The organism is Microcystis sp. M090S1, assembly GCF_020246295.1.
Lineage (GTDB): Bacteria > Cyanobacteriota > Cyanobacteriia > Cyanobacteriales > Microcystaceae > Microcystis > Microcystis aeruginosa.
Map to the genome: position 1 here is coordinate 1 of NZ_JADBTF010000299.1, position 14177 is coordinate 14177.

General features: G+C 47.0%; 12 protein-coding genes, 1 tRNA gene, 1 other RNA gene and 1 pseudogene. 12 read left to right on the forward strand and 3 right to left on the reverse strand.

Annotation, left to right across the window (positions count from 1 at the left end; all coding sequences use genetic code 11):
- The first annotated feature begins 148 nt into the window (after nucleotides 1-148).
- The 5 genes and pseudogenes from IM477_RS12935 to IM477_RS12955 form a co-directional block, all read left to right on the forward strand.
- Nucleotides 149-499 (forward strand): dehydroquinate synthase/iron-containing alcohol dehydrogenase family protein, encoded by a 351-nt coding sequence (locus IM477_RS12935; protein WP_287732056.1) that lies wholly within the window; start codon nucleotides 149-151, stop codon nucleotides 497-499.
- A complete protein-coding gene (locus IM477_RS12940) occupies nucleotides 496-1299 on the forward strand; it encodes an O-methyltransferase (RefSeq protein ID WP_287732057.1) in 804 nt (267 codons plus the stop codon). The genes IM477_RS12935 and IM477_RS12940 overlap by 4 nt, the downstream gene beginning before the upstream one ends.
- Before the next feature lie 25 nt (nucleotides 1300-1324).
- Nucleotides 1325-2734 (forward strand): ATP-grasp domain-containing protein, encoded by a 1410-nt coding sequence (locus IM477_RS12945; RefSeq protein ID WP_287732058.1) that lies wholly within the window; start codon nucleotides 1325-1327, stop codon nucleotides 2732-2734.
- A gap of 3 nt (nucleotides 2735-2737) precedes the next feature.
- The gene (locus IM477_RS12950) at nucleotides 2738-3829 is read left to right on the forward strand and encodes a D-alanine--D-alanine ligase family protein (protein ID WP_287732059.1); all 1092 of its coding nucleotides are present in this window, start codon (nucleotides 2738-2740) and stop codon (nucleotides 3827-3829) included.
- A 222-nt stretch (nucleotides 3830-4051) separates the two neighbouring features.
- A pseudogene (locus IM477_RS12955) lies at nucleotides 4052-4246 on the forward strand (IS1634 family transposase N-terminal domain-related protein); the annotation flags it as partial.
- Here the strand turns inward: IM477_RS12955 and IM477_RS12960 are convergent.
- Complete coding sequence (locus tag IM477_RS12960) at nucleotides 4240-4722, reverse strand: hypothetical protein (protein ID WP_287732060.1); 483 nt, start codon at nucleotides 4720-4722, stop codon at nucleotides 4240-4242. The pseudogene IM477_RS12955 and the gene IM477_RS12960 sit on opposite strands and share 7 nt — an antisense overlap.
- A 336-nt stretch (nucleotides 4723-5058) precedes the next feature.
- Between IM477_RS12960 and ssrS the strand changes: the two genes are divergently transcribed.
- From ssrS to IM477_RS12975, 3 genes are all read left to right on the forward strand, one after another.
- Nucleotides 5059-5246: non-coding RNA, 6S RNA (gene ssrS / locus IM477_RS12965), on the forward strand.
- 199 nt (nucleotides 5247-5445) lie between these two features.
- Nucleotides 5446-6813, forward strand: a complete 1368-nt coding sequence (locus IM477_RS12970) for an NAD(P)/FAD-dependent oxidoreductase (RefSeq protein WP_287732061.1) — start codon at nucleotides 5446-5448, stop codon at nucleotides 6811-6813.
- A gap of 64 nt (nucleotides 6814-6877) precedes the next feature.
- The gene (locus tag IM477_RS12975; RefSeq protein WP_002731866.1) at nucleotides 6878-7132 is read left to right on the forward strand and encodes a hypothetical protein; all 255 of its coding nucleotides are present in this window, start codon (nucleotides 6878-6880) and stop codon (nucleotides 7130-7132) included.
- A 446-nt stretch (nucleotides 7133-7578) separates the two neighbouring features.
- Here the strand turns inward: IM477_RS12975 and ccmP are convergent, their stop codons facing one another.
- Entirely contained in the window at nucleotides 7579-8220 is a 642-nt protein-coding gene (gene ccmP, locus IM477_RS12980; RefSeq protein WP_110578761.1) for a beta-carboxysome protein CcmP, read from the reverse strand.
- Between the two features lie 289 nt (nucleotides 8221-8509).
- Between ccmP and IM477_RS12985 the strand changes: the two genes are divergently transcribed.
- From IM477_RS12985 to IM477_RS12995, 3 genes are all read left to right on the forward strand, one after another.
- A complete protein-coding gene (locus IM477_RS12985; protein ID WP_287732062.1) occupies nucleotides 8510-9556 on the forward strand; it encodes a glucokinase in 1047 nt (348 codons plus the stop codon).
- A 324-nt stretch (nucleotides 9557-9880) separates the two neighbouring features.
- A tRNA-Gly gene (locus IM477_RS12990) sits at nucleotides 9881-9952 on the forward strand.
- A 514-nt stretch (nucleotides 9953-10466) separates the two neighbouring features.
- Nucleotides 10467-11963 (forward strand): serine/threonine-protein kinase, encoded by a 1497-nt coding sequence (locus IM477_RS12995; protein WP_287732063.1) that lies wholly within the window; start codon nucleotides 10467-10469, stop codon nucleotides 11961-11963.
- A 24-nt stretch (nucleotides 11964-11987) separates the two neighbouring features.
- Here the strand turns inward: IM477_RS12995 and trmD are convergent, their stop codons facing one another.
- Complete coding sequence (gene trmD, locus IM477_RS13000; protein ID WP_079208345.1) at nucleotides 11988-12683, reverse strand: tRNA (guanosine(37)-N1)-methyltransferase TrmD; 696 nt, start codon at nucleotides 12681-12683, stop codon at nucleotides 11988-11990.
- 373 nt (nucleotides 12684-13056) lie between these two features.
- Between trmD and IM477_RS13005 the strand changes: the two genes are divergently transcribed.
- Nucleotides 13057-13911, forward strand: coding sequence for a cyanophycinase (locus IM477_RS13005; protein ID WP_061433142.1), 855 nt, complete (start codon nucleotides 13057-13059; stop codon nucleotides 13909-13911).
- Nucleotides 13912-14177 lie beyond the last annotated feature (266 nt).

Genomic DNA, 14177 nt, shown 5'->3' on the forward strand with positions numbered 1-14177 from the left:
CTGTAGAGCGACCATAAGACCAGAACAGAGTAAATCTGTTAAGGCAGGTGCGGAACCCCGCAAGGGAAAGAAGCAGAAACCTAAATCGTGAGGTTTGGGAATCACCGTCCGTTTACGGCGGTGAGGATGTCAAAGCGTCAACATTGATATGGCATTTACGGCGACAATCGCCCAGTTGCGCGGCTATATTTCGGTTGAAGACCGCAATCGCATTTTAGGCTTAATGAGCCGATTGGGGCTGGCGATCGATAGCCCCTATCTCACCCCAGAACTCCTGTGGAAAGCGACCGAAGCAATTACGCGGACTCGCGATGGTTGGCAGCGAGCAGCGGCTCCCCGCCCGATTGGGCAATGCGTGTTTATGAACGACCTAACGCGATCTGAGTTGGACAAGGCCTTAGGGGTTCACCGAGCGATCGCTCAAAACTATCCTCGTCAGGGCAATGGTGAGGATATGTACGTGCGCCTCGATCCAGCCTTAGAGGGAGCAGGCGTATGAGACCCGTTACGCCCGTTGGAATTATCTCAGCGAAGTTAGCAGCCTTGGTCGGTCGCGCCGAGTCGATCGATGGGCTTGATCCGGTTTTCAAAGCTGAATTGCAGCAAGTCTGTGCCCTAGCTTGCGGACTCGACCCGTATTTGGATGTTTGTACGACACCCGAATCGCCTGCCTTGGCTGCCTTGGTGCAACGGACTCAAGCGGAGGACTGGAGCAAGCGATTTACGGATGGTGAAACAGTGCGCCAGCTAGAGCAGGAAATGCTCTCTGGGCATGTGGAAGGTCAAATGCTCAAATTTCTGGTGCATTTGACGCAAGCGCAACGGGTGCTAGAGATTGGCATGTTTACGGGCTATTCGGCTCTAGCGATGGCAGAGGCATTGCCCAGCGATGGACAGGTCGTGGCTTGTGAGGTTGATGCTTATGTGGCTGAATTTGCGCGGCAGTGTTTTAACGAGTCGACGGCCGGACACAAAATCGTAGTCAAGGTTGCGCCTGCTCTTGAAACCATTAAGCAGCTTGCAGAGGCAGGAGAGGTGTTTGATCTAGTCTTTATTGATGCCGATAAAGCAGGTTACATCGACTACCTCAATCTGCTCCTGACTACCTCGCTGTTAGCTCCAAACGGGTTAATCTGTGCGGACAATACTTTGATGCAGGGGCAGCCCTATCTCTCGGAAACGCCTACGCCCAATGGCAAGGCGATCGCACAGTTCAACCAAACCCTGAGCCACGATCCACGAGTTGAGCAAGTCCTGCTACCTCTGCGAGACGGCTTGACCTTGATTCGGCGTATGTAGTCCATTAATCCGCCCACTTAAACCTATGATAAAAACCGCTCCCGTTAAGCTTCTCTCTGAGCCAGCGGTCAGTGCGGGCAGCATCGGGGTGAGATCGCGCTTAAAAACCCTTGCCACTCTTACTTTGCTGCTGCTGGCATTGCCGTTCAACCTTACCCTCGTCTCGATTGCTTTGCTGAGATCGCTAGTTCTTCGCCCGGCGCGATCTCGCGTAGCGAGCGCTTTGCGATCAACCACAGTAAATCCGCAAACGGTTCTCATTAGCGGCGGCAAGATGACTAAAGCCTTGCAGCTTGCGCGATCATTTCACAAAGCAGGGCACCGAGTCATCCTAGTGGAGATGCACAAGTACTGGTTAACCGGACACCGCTTTTCTCGGTGCGTTGATCGGTTCTACACCATACCCAAACCGCAATCGTCCCAGTATGCTCAGGCATTACTGGAGATTGTGCAAAAAGAAAAGGTTACTGTTTACGTTCCCGTTTGTAGCCCCGTTGCCAGTTATTATGATGCGCTCATTGCAGAAATGCTGGCGCCCCATTGCACCGTCATGCATGTGGATGTAGAGAGGCTCAAGCAACTGGATGATAAGTACGCCTTTGCGATCGCCGCAGGAACCCTAGGATTAAGCGTGCCAAAATCCCATCGCATCACCCATCCTCAGCAGGTGATTGACTTTGATTTTAGTCAGGCAAAGCGTCCCTATATCCTCAAAAGCATTCCTTACGATTCAGTGCGGCGATTGGCTCTGACGCAGTTGCCCCGTCCGACTGCTGAGGAAACGGCGACTTTGGTGCGATCGCTGCCCATTTCTGAAGCAAATCCCTGGATTATGCAGGAGTATATTCCAGGGCAAGAATATTGTACCCATAGTACTGTTCGTCAAGGACACGTGCAGCTTCACTGCTGCTGCAAGTCTTCAGCGTTTCAGGTCAACTACGAACACGTTGATCATTCTGAGATTGAACGGTGGATTCTCGCCTTTGTCAAGGGGCTGAACCTTACGGGACAAGTGTCTTTCGACTTCATTCAGGCAGCAGATGATGGACAAGTTTATGCGATCGAATGCAATCCGCGCACACACTCTGCCATCACGATGTTCTACAACCATCCTGATGTAGCACAGGCTTATCTAAATCTACATCCACTCCCCCAGATGGCTCAGCCACTTGCCTCTAGCCGCCCAACCTATTGGACTTATCACGAAGTTTGGAGATTGCTAACCCAGCTACTTTCTCCAAAGATGCTCAGGCAACGATTACAGATTCTCGTCAACGGCAAAGATGCCATCTTTGAGTGGGACGATCCCCTCCCTTTTTTAATGGTGCATCATTGGCAGATTCCGCTATTACTGCTGGGAAGTTTTCGGCGCGGCAGTGAATGGATTCGGATTGACTTCAACATTGGCAAGCTTGTTGAACTGGCAGGAGACTAGAGCATGGAAAAATTGCAGATTTTGCATCTAGTTGGCTCTGCTGTGAGCGATTTTTACTGTGAGTTGTCGCGACTCTATGCCCAAGATTGTCTACAAAATACGGCGAATCCAGACCTCTATGAGTTCCACATTGCCTACGTGTCGCCAGATTTGAGGTGGCGGTTTCCCAAATCTTTAGACAATGCCGAGATCGCCCAGACTCCCTCAGTTTCAGTCCCTGAAGCGGTCGCGGTTTTAATTCAACGACCGATCGATGTGATGGTACCCCAAATGTTCTGCCTGCCCGGAATGACTCAGTACCGTGCGCTATTCGATCTGCTCAAAATTCCGTATGTGGGAAATTCGGCTGAGCTAATGGCGTTAGCCGCAGATAAGGCAAAGGCGAAAGCGGTTGTCTCCGCAGCCGGGGTGACCGTGCCCGCTGGCAAGGTTCTGCATCGAGGCGATTGCTTATCTGTATCCCGTCCGTCGATTATTAAGCCGAACCATTCCGATAATTCATTGGGTTTGAGTTTAGTTACCGAGACAACCGATGGAGATGCTGCTTTAGCAACTGCCTTTGAGTATGCAGATGAAGTCTTAGTTGAGGAGTTTATCGAACTGGGTCGAGAAGTTCGCTGTGGGGTGATTGTGCAAGCGGGCGAGTTAGTTTGCTTGCCGCTAGAAGAGTACGCCGTGAATCCCGAAACTCATCCGATTCGGACTTATGCAGATAAACTCAAGCAAAATGAAGATGGTAGTTTGGATTGTGCTGCTAAAGAGAAAACCAAGGCGTGGATTGTTGATCCTAGCGATCCAGTCACTCAGCGAGTTTGGGCGATCGCAAAACAATGTCACGTTGCTTTGGGCTGTCGGCATTACAGTTTGTTTGATTTTCGGATCGATCCACACGGACAGCCGTGGTTTTTAGAAGCAGGTTTATATTGTTCGTTTGCTCAGAAAAGCGTCATTTCAATGATGGCTCAGGCTGCTGGAATTTCATTGACAGACCTGTTTCAAAATATGGTGCAGATGGCAGTGGCGGGAGAGGCTGCCTCTTTGGGCGATCGCCCAAAGAGCGCGCAGATTGACGCAAAAGCCGAAACTTATTCTTAGCAGGACATTCGGGTTGCCGAAATAGCCATGAAATTCTCAAAGCATTGCCAAGCAAGCGTTTCAAACTTCTTTTCGCTGAACTTCCCCCATACATATCTACTACAAGAGCCGAAAACCCTTATCCATCAATGGATATACCCCTTAACTTTTCTTAATGTACCCATGTAATTTGTAACATTTCTTAATGGACAAGAATTCTCTCTATTTGCTAGAATGGTAGTCATGTATATAGAAAAAGTTCCTAACCGTAATTCCCCTCCCGCCGTTCTTCGACCAGATTCCTATCGAGAAGGAGATCAAGTCAAAAAAAGAACCCTGGCTAACCTCTCAAAATTACCCGATGATATGATCGACAATCTGAAACTGGCTCTTAAAGGAGCAACACTGTCCATGACGGAAGGCATTCCCAATCATTTTGGGGGGTGATAAGTTACCTTGCCCTGTTTTGAGGTGCGGCTTGAGCAACAAGGACAACTAATTTTCTCTGAACTATAGTACTGAGTCCCATCTAGGGCGACGAGTAAGTTGCCATCCAACGCCTCAAACCCCCTCAAATAGCCTGGCTCCTTCAGCCCTTGATCAATCCATCTGAACCAGGGGAAAAGATGCTTTGCGGCTATTCCATCGAGGATGTTCCGCATCTGCTCTACTGTCGGGATATTGACCAAACCAAACAGAGTTTGAGCATTATCTCGTCCACAACGACTATTCAGTTGACGCTGATATTCTAGAAATGATTCATTCTGGCGAAAAAAGGCGGCGAATGCCCCTAATATTGCGTCTTTCAGACTGTAGCGGGTAGCATTGCTGGCACTTCGAGGCTCAGTTATCCCAGGGATAACTAGCTGCAAATAGCTCAGCATCCCCATAAAACCCAGTTGTTTGACTTCCATTCCCCCGAAACCCACTGTTCAAACCCTTCACTCCATTTTGAAAGGCAAGAGTAAGACGGGTTCTGTATTCTGTGCTACCGTTTGCATTGGGAATTGCTGGGTGTTGGCAGGCTTTTTGGCTGTGATCGGTAAACAGTAAGGGACTTGCGCTTTGATAATGTACCATTTAGGGCTGGTCTTATTCTTCTACAGAGCGATTTTCTGGCTGGGATATTATTCCCACGCAAGTCCCTAAACTGAAAACTCAAATCTGATCACTGATAACTGATCACTGATCACTGATCACTGAATCGCCCCTCTTGCCTCTGAGAAAAAAAAATGCTACGATAAAACTAAATCGGGCTTCTACGTTGGTGACTGCCTTTCAAGTTTTTTGATCTATGCTTGATTGTGATAAGGGAGCGAATAACCAATTCGTGTGGTAGTAAACCGAGCTTGTACTCGGAAACAGAAACGCGGAATATAAGTTCCCACCTGGTTAACCCAGGTCATAAACTTAGGTAAAACGGCGTAGCGGTCTTTTCAAGTTTTTCGAGCATATATAGGTCAAATTCTGGGGAGATTCCCTGTACTTCCTTAGTTTTGCCCTCTTGGTTGGTCAAAAAAGCCAGTATCTATATTTTTTTCTAGGTTAAAGACTGCTGTTTTCGGTAACGCTTGTCACCGCTAAATTGTGACAATCCGGACTACACTAGGGAAAAATTTATGAATTATTGTTAAGCAATGACTGAAAAACAGCCAAGAGTTGTTATCATAGGCGGCGGATTTGCGGGTTTATACACGGCCAAAGCCCTAAAAAACGCCCCCGTTCATGTTACCCTCATCGATAAGCGAAATTTCCATCTTTTTCAGCCCCTCCTCTATCAAGTCGCTACTGGGGCGCTATCTCCGGCCGATATCTCCTCACCTTTGCGCTTAATCCTACGGGGCCATGAGAATACAGATATTCTCCTCGATCATGCCATAGATATAGATCCGGTCAAGGGAGAAGTGATCTTGAAAGATCACCCGCCGATCGCCTACGATCAATTAGTTATTGCCACGGGAGTCAGTCATCACTATTTTGGCAATGATCAATGGCAACCCTACGCTCCAGGGTTAAAAACCATTGAAGATGCAGTAGAAATGCGTCGTCGTATCTATCTCGCTTTCGAGAAGGCCGAGAAAGAAATCGATGCCGAAAAGCGGCAAGCTTTATTAACTTTTGTGATTGTCGGTGGCGGACCGACGGGGGTAGAATTAGCAGGAGCGATCGCTGAAATTGCCCACGGTGCGCTTAGGTCTGATTTTCACCAGATTAACCCCACAGAAGCGAAAATTTTGCTCTTAGAAGGGATGGATCGAGTATTACCCCCCTATGCGCCCGATTTATCCGCTAAAGCTGCCGCTTCTCTCATAAAATTAGGGGTGACAGTGCAAACTAACAGCATCGTTACCAATATTGTTGAAGGTTGTGTCAGCGTCCGTCAGGGAGAAAAGACGACAGAAATCGCCGCCGAGACAATTTTATGGGCAGCAGGGGTAAAAGCATCGAGAATGGGGCGAATTTTGGCCGAAAGAACCGGGGTAAATCTCGATCGCGTCGGCCGGGTAATCGTTGAACCGGATTTAAGTATCGCCGGTTATGCCAATATTTTTGTGATCGGGGATCTGGCTAATTTTGCCCATCAGGGAGATAAACCTTTACCCGGAATTGCCCCCGTGGCCATGCAGGAGGGCGAATATCTAGCGAATTTATTAATTTCTCGCCTAAAAGGGCAAACTATTCAACCTTTTCATTATATCGATCGAGGTAGTCTGGCAGTGATCGGCCAAAATGCGGCCGTGGTTGATTTGGGATTTGTCAAGTTTTCTGGGTTCATCGCTTGGTTAGTCTGGGTTTGGGCCCATATTTACTATCTGATCGAATTTGATAATAAATTAGTGGTGATGGTGCAATGGGGTTGGAATTATTTTACCCGCGGTCGTGGCGCTCGTTTGATTACGGGAGAGGGGCAAAATTTAGCTTCTGGACAATTGCCGCAAAATAACGGCCAAAATAATAATCTAGCCGTTTCTAGCCAGACGGAAACTCTCTCTGCGCGATCGTGAAAGTGTGAAAAAATAGCCGTGATTATCTAGTTATCAGTTAGCAGGTAAGAACAATCGATCGATCATGAAAATAGAACATCCTAACAGTCTAGAAATTACCCCAGAGGAAAGCCAAGAATTAGAATATTTACGAGTTACAATTGAACGAGCGATCAAAGATGGTGTGATCACAAGAATAGAATTTGAATCGATTAAAACAATCATGTTTTCTAATAAGAAAAATAATCCCGACCAAATCCTCCGGCAAGTGACACTCTATCGCCATTTAGTCGTTGAAAAAATGAATAATGGCGAACTAATTTTTGAATCTCCTCAATAGGGCGAAATTTCTTTTTTAGCTATTTAGTACAAATGCTCAAACTTCCTCTCCCTTCTTCCCACTCCCAACTATCCTATAGCTGTTAAACAGGATTTAGTAAGTAGCTAGACACAATTAATTAGGGTTTGCGGCAAAAAGTACGGGCGAAGCATTCGGATAGAAAATCTCCGGTTTCACCGATAGGTTATTGCCCGAATGCTTCGCCCCTACAGGACTCGGGCTGATGAAGACGCAAGGTTTTTAACGACGATTCTCTCAAAATCTTGCACCTGTTTCGCGAGAAAAGCCATAAAACCCTTACCTTGCCTACATTTCACATTTATTCAGCAAGCCCTAATTATACATATCTAACCACCTCTTGCCTTTTGCCTCATGCATGAGTGCCTATCCTAACCAAGAAGTTAATTTTGTCCTACTACTTATTAGATAGTCAACAGCTTATTAGCCTATTCTTTTTTGTCGCTACCCGGAAAAGCTCGACCTTGAATATTTTCTAAAGCTGAAACTGCCGCCCTGGAACCGGCGATAATATCTCGTTCTTCTCCCCCTAAATATAGGCGGCCAAAACTGCCCACGGAAGTAACGTGTAGGATATTAATTAAAGCAGCTTTTTCGGCCTGATTAGCGGCTAGGGAAGCGTAGGCAGCCGGTTGCACTTCTAAAACGTACAAAGTCTGTCCCGCCATTAACATCATACCCCGAGAACTCCGGTTAATTAATTGGGCTTGGTAAGCGTCAATGTTGCGAATAATTTGGCTAGAAACAATTTGCGGTTTCAGACAATCGCGCTGACTAACGCCTAAATACTGCAAAATTGCCTGACCGGCCGCCCTGACCTCTCCCTGACTGCTAGAATGGAGTTCTAAGAGTCCGTAGAGTCGTTCTACGAATAGAACCCCCGGACGAACCACGGCGGATTTGAGGGCAATATCGGTGATGCGATTAATCTCGATGCCGGGGGAAATTTCAATCCAGAGGGAAGAATCCCCGGGTAAGGGTAAAAATCCTTGGGCGACTGTACCGATGTAAGCGGCGTGTTGAAGCTGTAAATTGTCAAGATAAACGTAACTGCGAAGTTCTACACCCAAGCTAATTTCTCCCTCTCTGGTCTATCTTAAAAGTTATGGGGACAGTGATAGGTTTTGCCGCCCTATCGATCGCCTTGAGGCTACAGTTAGACCTAAAATGTCTTTAAGTCCCCTTTCTGTCCTCTAGCAAATCCCCATTCCAACCCCGGAGCGATGATTAATCAATCCTTAATTAGGGCTTAGGCATTACCATCTTTCACTATAGTATAGAATTGACTGCCCTTAAATTTGCTGGGGAGAAGCGGTAAAAAAACTATAATTATGGGGACAAACTCAGGGAAAAACCAGCATGACGATTCTTTTAGGGGGAGATATCGGGGGAACTAAAACAATCCTGCGTTTAGTGGATTGCCAAAACTCATCGGATAGTCCCCAACCCCGGCTAATTACTCTCGATCAAGAAATTTATCCTAGTAAACAATACCCCGATCTGGTGCCGATCGTCCAGCAGTTTTTAGCCCGACAAACCACTATTCCCCCAGTGGCAAAAGCTTGTTTCGGTATTGCCGGTCCAGTGGTTAACAATAGTTCCGAATTGACTAATTTAAGTTGGTCTCTAACTGGCGATCGCCTAAGCCACGAGCTGCAGATTGAGCGGGTAAAATTAATTAATGATTTTGCGGCGATCGGTTATGGGGTGTTAGGATTAGCCCCAGAGGAGCTGCACAATCTACAGTCGGCTCCGGCAGTACCAGAGGCCCCGATTGCGGTTATCGGTGCGGGGACGGGGTTAGGAGAGGGTTTTTTGATTCCTGTCTCGAAGGGTAAATATCGGGTGTTTGGTAGTGAGGGTTCCCACGCCGATTTTGCCCCTCGATCGAGTTTAGAATATCAATTATTAAATTATCTCTTGGAGATCTATAACATCGAGCGCATTTCGGTGGAGCGAGTGGTTTCTGGGCAAGGAATCACTTCTATCTATCGATTTCTCCACGATAGTAACTATAGTCAGTCATCACCGGCCATGGCGGAAATTTACCGCACTTGGTTAGAAGAAATGGGTAAACCGCAAAAAACCGTCGATTTAGCGGCTAAAATTGCCAGTTTTGCCCAAGATGACTCGGATTATCTCTGTTATCAAACCATGAAAATCTTTGTCGAGGCCTACGGTGCGGAAGCGGGCAATTTAGCCCTCAAGTTGCTTCCCTACGGAGGATTATACATCGCGGGAGGGATTGCGGCCAAAAATCTTCCCCTAATGACCGAGGGTAGCTTTATGAAGGCTTTTCGGGCTAAAGGTCGGATGAGGGAGCTATTAAGCAATATTCCCGTTCATATCGTCCTTAATGCCCAAGTGGGACTGATGGGGGCAGTTTCCTGCGCTAGTCAGCTATGAGGGAGGGTTGACTGGATTTTACCAACAGCAGCAGCGATCGAGGTAAGCGATCAAAAAAATGTTCTCCATGACGGTTTTCCTGCCCTTGGCTGTGCTTGGGGGGGCTTAGATGTTATTTTTGGGGTTTATCAACAAAAGCCGCTAGAAAGCCGAAAAAATGCCGATCAACCGCTAGAAAAAGCCCTACTGTCCTGTCAAGAAAAAATGTTAAATTGCGACCGGGCCAGTTTTGCCGACAAACTGCACTGGTGCGGTGATGGAAAATAGCCTAGGGCAGTTAGTTGCTCTGGCCGGGGGGTCAATGCTATGATTAGGGAGACTTTTGCGGGTATAGTTCAGTGGTAGAACGTCACCTTCCCAAGGTGAATGTCGCGCGTTCGAGTCGCGTTACCCGCTTCTGACGACAATTGATTTGACATACCCCACGCCGTAAACGGAAGTGGATTCTTCTAGCATCACTGCTGAGAATTTCTGGCTCAACGAGTCCACTTGAATTAGATTCCTGGCGAAATCCCACCCAGAGGTGGTTCTCTCCTCAGACTTTCGCGACCTTACAGAAGCCTGTTTTCGGGGGTCCCTACGATACAGTTCAAAACCTCTAAAATAATTGGTTTCTTTGGTACTTGACGCTGAGAGCTTTTACCTATAGGAGCATTCCCCTATAGAACCCCATAACTCTAGTTTTCCAGGTGCGTTCATCGGTTGATGACTGGGTTTTTTAAGCGGTTGCTTACCCGGCCCCCTATTCTTAATATCATACATCCTATAAAGTCGCCCTAAAAGGGCGAGGCTTTAAACCCAATTTTTTGGTAATATATCAATTAACTGGCAAGATGGGCATGAGCAAGTTAACCCCTTTGGCTGTTAACCGTCCCGTCAAGCTGCCCTAGGGTAAAGATAATCCGCTACCATGAAACTAATTATCGGGGGACGTTACCAAGTTATTAAACCTCTAAGTCAAGGGGCTTTCGGTCAAACTTTTTTAGCCCAAGATAACTATCGCCCCGGCCGTCCTCAATGTGTGGTCAAACAGTTAATCACCCAAGTGGTTAACGAAGTTACTATAGGATTATTTGAGAGTGAGGCCAGAGCTTTAGAAAAACTCGGCCATCATCCTCAAATACCGCAATTTTTCGCCAGTTTTCAGGAAAATAAGTCTTTTTATATCGTTCAAGAATTTATCGATGGTCACGATCTTAGTCAGGAAATCTCTAAGGGTAAGCGTTTAGAAGAGAGTCAGGTAATTCAGTTATTAAAAGATATCTTGGAAGTTCTCGCTTTTGTCCATCAAAATAATATTATTCACCGAGATATCAAACCCCATAATATTATCCGTCGCCAAGAGGGCAAGCTAGTTTTAATCGACTTTGGCGGAGTCAAACAAGTGGGGACTCAATGGCTAAAAGCAAAACAGACCAGTGTGTCCATTGGGATTGGCACCCCTGGTTATATGCCTAGTGAACAGGCGCAAAATAAACCGCGATTGTCTAGCGATGTCTATGCCGTGGGAATCATCGCTATTCAAGCCTTAACTGGTCTCAAACCGACGCAATTTCCCGAAGATGCCGAAACCGGAGAAATCGCTTGGCGCGATCAGGCCGATGTTAGAGATGATCTAGCAGTTATTATCGATAAAATGACCCGTTATGACTGGCGCCAACGCTTTCCCTCGGCAGCAGAAGTTTTAGATGCCATAAAAGAGTTACTGCAATCGCGTCAGCAACAAGCTTTAGTGCGGGAAATTTCAGCAGAGGAGTTGTTTTATCGCGGTAACGCGCATCTCGATTTGGGGCAGCATCGCGAAGCAGTTCAATTGTATCAACAGTCCCTGCGGAAAAAGCCCAATTTTGTCAATGCTTGGTATAATCGCGGTCTGGCCTTGCAACGATTAGGGCGTTTTCCTGAAGCTTTAGGGTCTTTTAATCAGGTAATTCAATTAGAGACTAATAATGCTCGGGCTTGGTTTTATCGCGGCATCGCTTTAGCTAATTTACGACAAATCAGCGCCGCAATCGCATCTTTGGATAAGGCGATTCAACTGCAGCCAGATTATCTGGAAGCATGGCATTACAAAGGCATGATTTTCTGTCGGATGCAACGTTATGCCGAAGGTCTAGCGGCTTATAATCAGGCCCTGGCCATTAAATCCGATGCTAATGTTTGGTTTAGCAAAGGCGAAGCTTTACGGGAATTAGAGCGACTCAGTGAAGCGGTCGCCGCTTATAATAAGGCTTTACAGTTACAATCCCAAAAGGCTGAGGCATGGTATCAACGGGGTTGTTGTCTCTACAAGTTAAAATGTTTCTCGGAAGCAGTGGTTTCTTTTAACCAAACCCTACAACTAGAGCCTAGCCATCAATTCGCTCTCCAACAACGGAATTTAGCCCTTAATCACCTGAAATTGTAGGCAGCAAGCCAGCATTTTGGGGGATTAATCCTGTTCCTCTAGCCATTTTTGCCAGATATCCGGACGACGTTCCTTAGTGCGATCGAGTTGTTGTTGATAGCGCCAATCGGCGATATCCTGATGATTACCCGATCGCAAAACCGGCGGCACTTGCCAGCCGCGAAAGACCGGCGGCCGGGTATATTGGGGATAATCCAATAAACCTGCCTCAAAACTCTCCAATTTCAACGATTCTGCCTTACCTACCGTCCCAGGTAACAACCGCGTCACCCCGTTAATAATCGCTAAAGCAGGGATTTCTCCACAAGTTAGGACAAAATCCCCTAAAGATACCTCTCTAGTCACCAAATGCTCACAAACCCGCTCATCTACCCCTTCATAATGCCCACAGATGAGAATTAACTGCTGATAACTACCGGCCCAAGTTTTCAGTAAAGCTTGATTGAGAGGTTCCCCCTGGGGAGTCATCAGCACGATCTCCCGGGGTGGTAAAATTTCTAAAGACTCGATCGCCTCAAAAATTGGCTCTGGTTTTAATAACATTCCCACACCACCACCGTAGGGTTCATCATCGACACGACGGTGTTTATCGTGGGCAAAATCCCGGAGATTGACCAAATTTACCCTAGCGATGTCGCGTTCGAGAGCTTTTGCCAACAACCCCGACTGCAGCGGTGAAGTAAAAAAATCGGGAAAGAGAGTAATAATGTCAAACTGCACGGGGAAAATTAAGGCCTAGACTGGGATAGTGTTTAATGTATCATTTTGTCACGGTTCGATCGGTTAAAATCTTGGTAATTTGGCGCTAGTCTATCTCGATAACATGATAGACTATGCTGTACTGTCTAGGGGTTTTTCTGGCTCTAGCTTGAGTGATCGAAGTCTAGCCTAGACTGAAAGTTAACTAACAGTCCGTCATTGCCAGTGGATCGAAGAAAATTGCTAAAATCGCCTCTACTATTGCTTGATGTCCCGAAAAATATTCCTAAACCGCATTTTTTTCCGTCAACCGTTCAGGGAAAATAACATTAAAATACTTGTCCATCTTCCCGAAAAACCTTCCATCCCTAAAAATGTCTATTCGTTCAGTGACATGATCATCGAGCTAGAAACCCAACACCACGAAAATCCTACCCCCATATCTCTCAAAACGGCGATTTTAGTCATTGGTGGTGCCGAGGATAAAGTCCACGGTAAAGAGATACTGCACACCTTTTGGAATCGCGCTGGGGGTAGCGAAGCAGTGATCGCTATTGTTCCCTCCGCTTCCAGAGAACCGGTTTTAATCGGCGATCGCTATCAGAAGATTTTCGAGGAAATGGGGGCAAAATACGTCAAAGTTATCGATATTCGCGATCGTGTACAGGGAGAAGACCCCCAATTTCAAGCCTACATCGAAGAATGTACGGGTGTATTTATGACCGGAGGCGACCAGCTGCGTTTATGCGGTTTGCTCTCCGATACCCCCCTGATGGAAAGAATCAGACAAAGAGTGCAACAGGGAGAACTAACCCTGGCCGGAACTAGCGCCGGGGCCGCCGTTATGGGTCATCACATGATTGCTGGGGGCAGCAGCGGGGAAGCACCCAATCGGGCCCTAGTGGATATGGCCATGGGATTAGGTCTCATTCCTGAAGTCATTGTCGATCAACACTTCCACAATCGCAACCGCATGGCCCGGTTAATGAGCGCTATCTCCGGTTATCCCGAACGTTTAGGAATTGGCATCGATGAGGATACCTGCGCTATGTTTGAACGGGATGGCACGATGACGGTAATCGGCTGCGGTACAGTGACGGTAATTGATGCCAGGGCAATGTCCCACACCAACCACCATCACGTCACCGCTAACGAACCCCTGAGTCTGCATAATCTGCGGGTACATATTCTTGCCTACGGTGATGGCTATCATCTCAAAAAACAGCAAGTGATCGCTAAATTAGGGTAAAAAAACTCCTGAAAAACTGTTTATAGTGAACAGTTTACTAATCTCGGAAAACCAGACAATAAACAACGGCTTCTTTGTGCTTCTCAACAGCGAACATCAGCTATATCGTCACTAACCCCGCCCTAAAAGCGACGGAGCTTGCCTAAACCAATTTAGGCGACGCAAGTAGAGACTACCGCATTGAGACACAATCTGGCACAGACCTCCGAATTCTTCCCTAGTTCGGATTCCCTCTCAGCTTTATTGGTAAAGCGTTGTTAGACAAG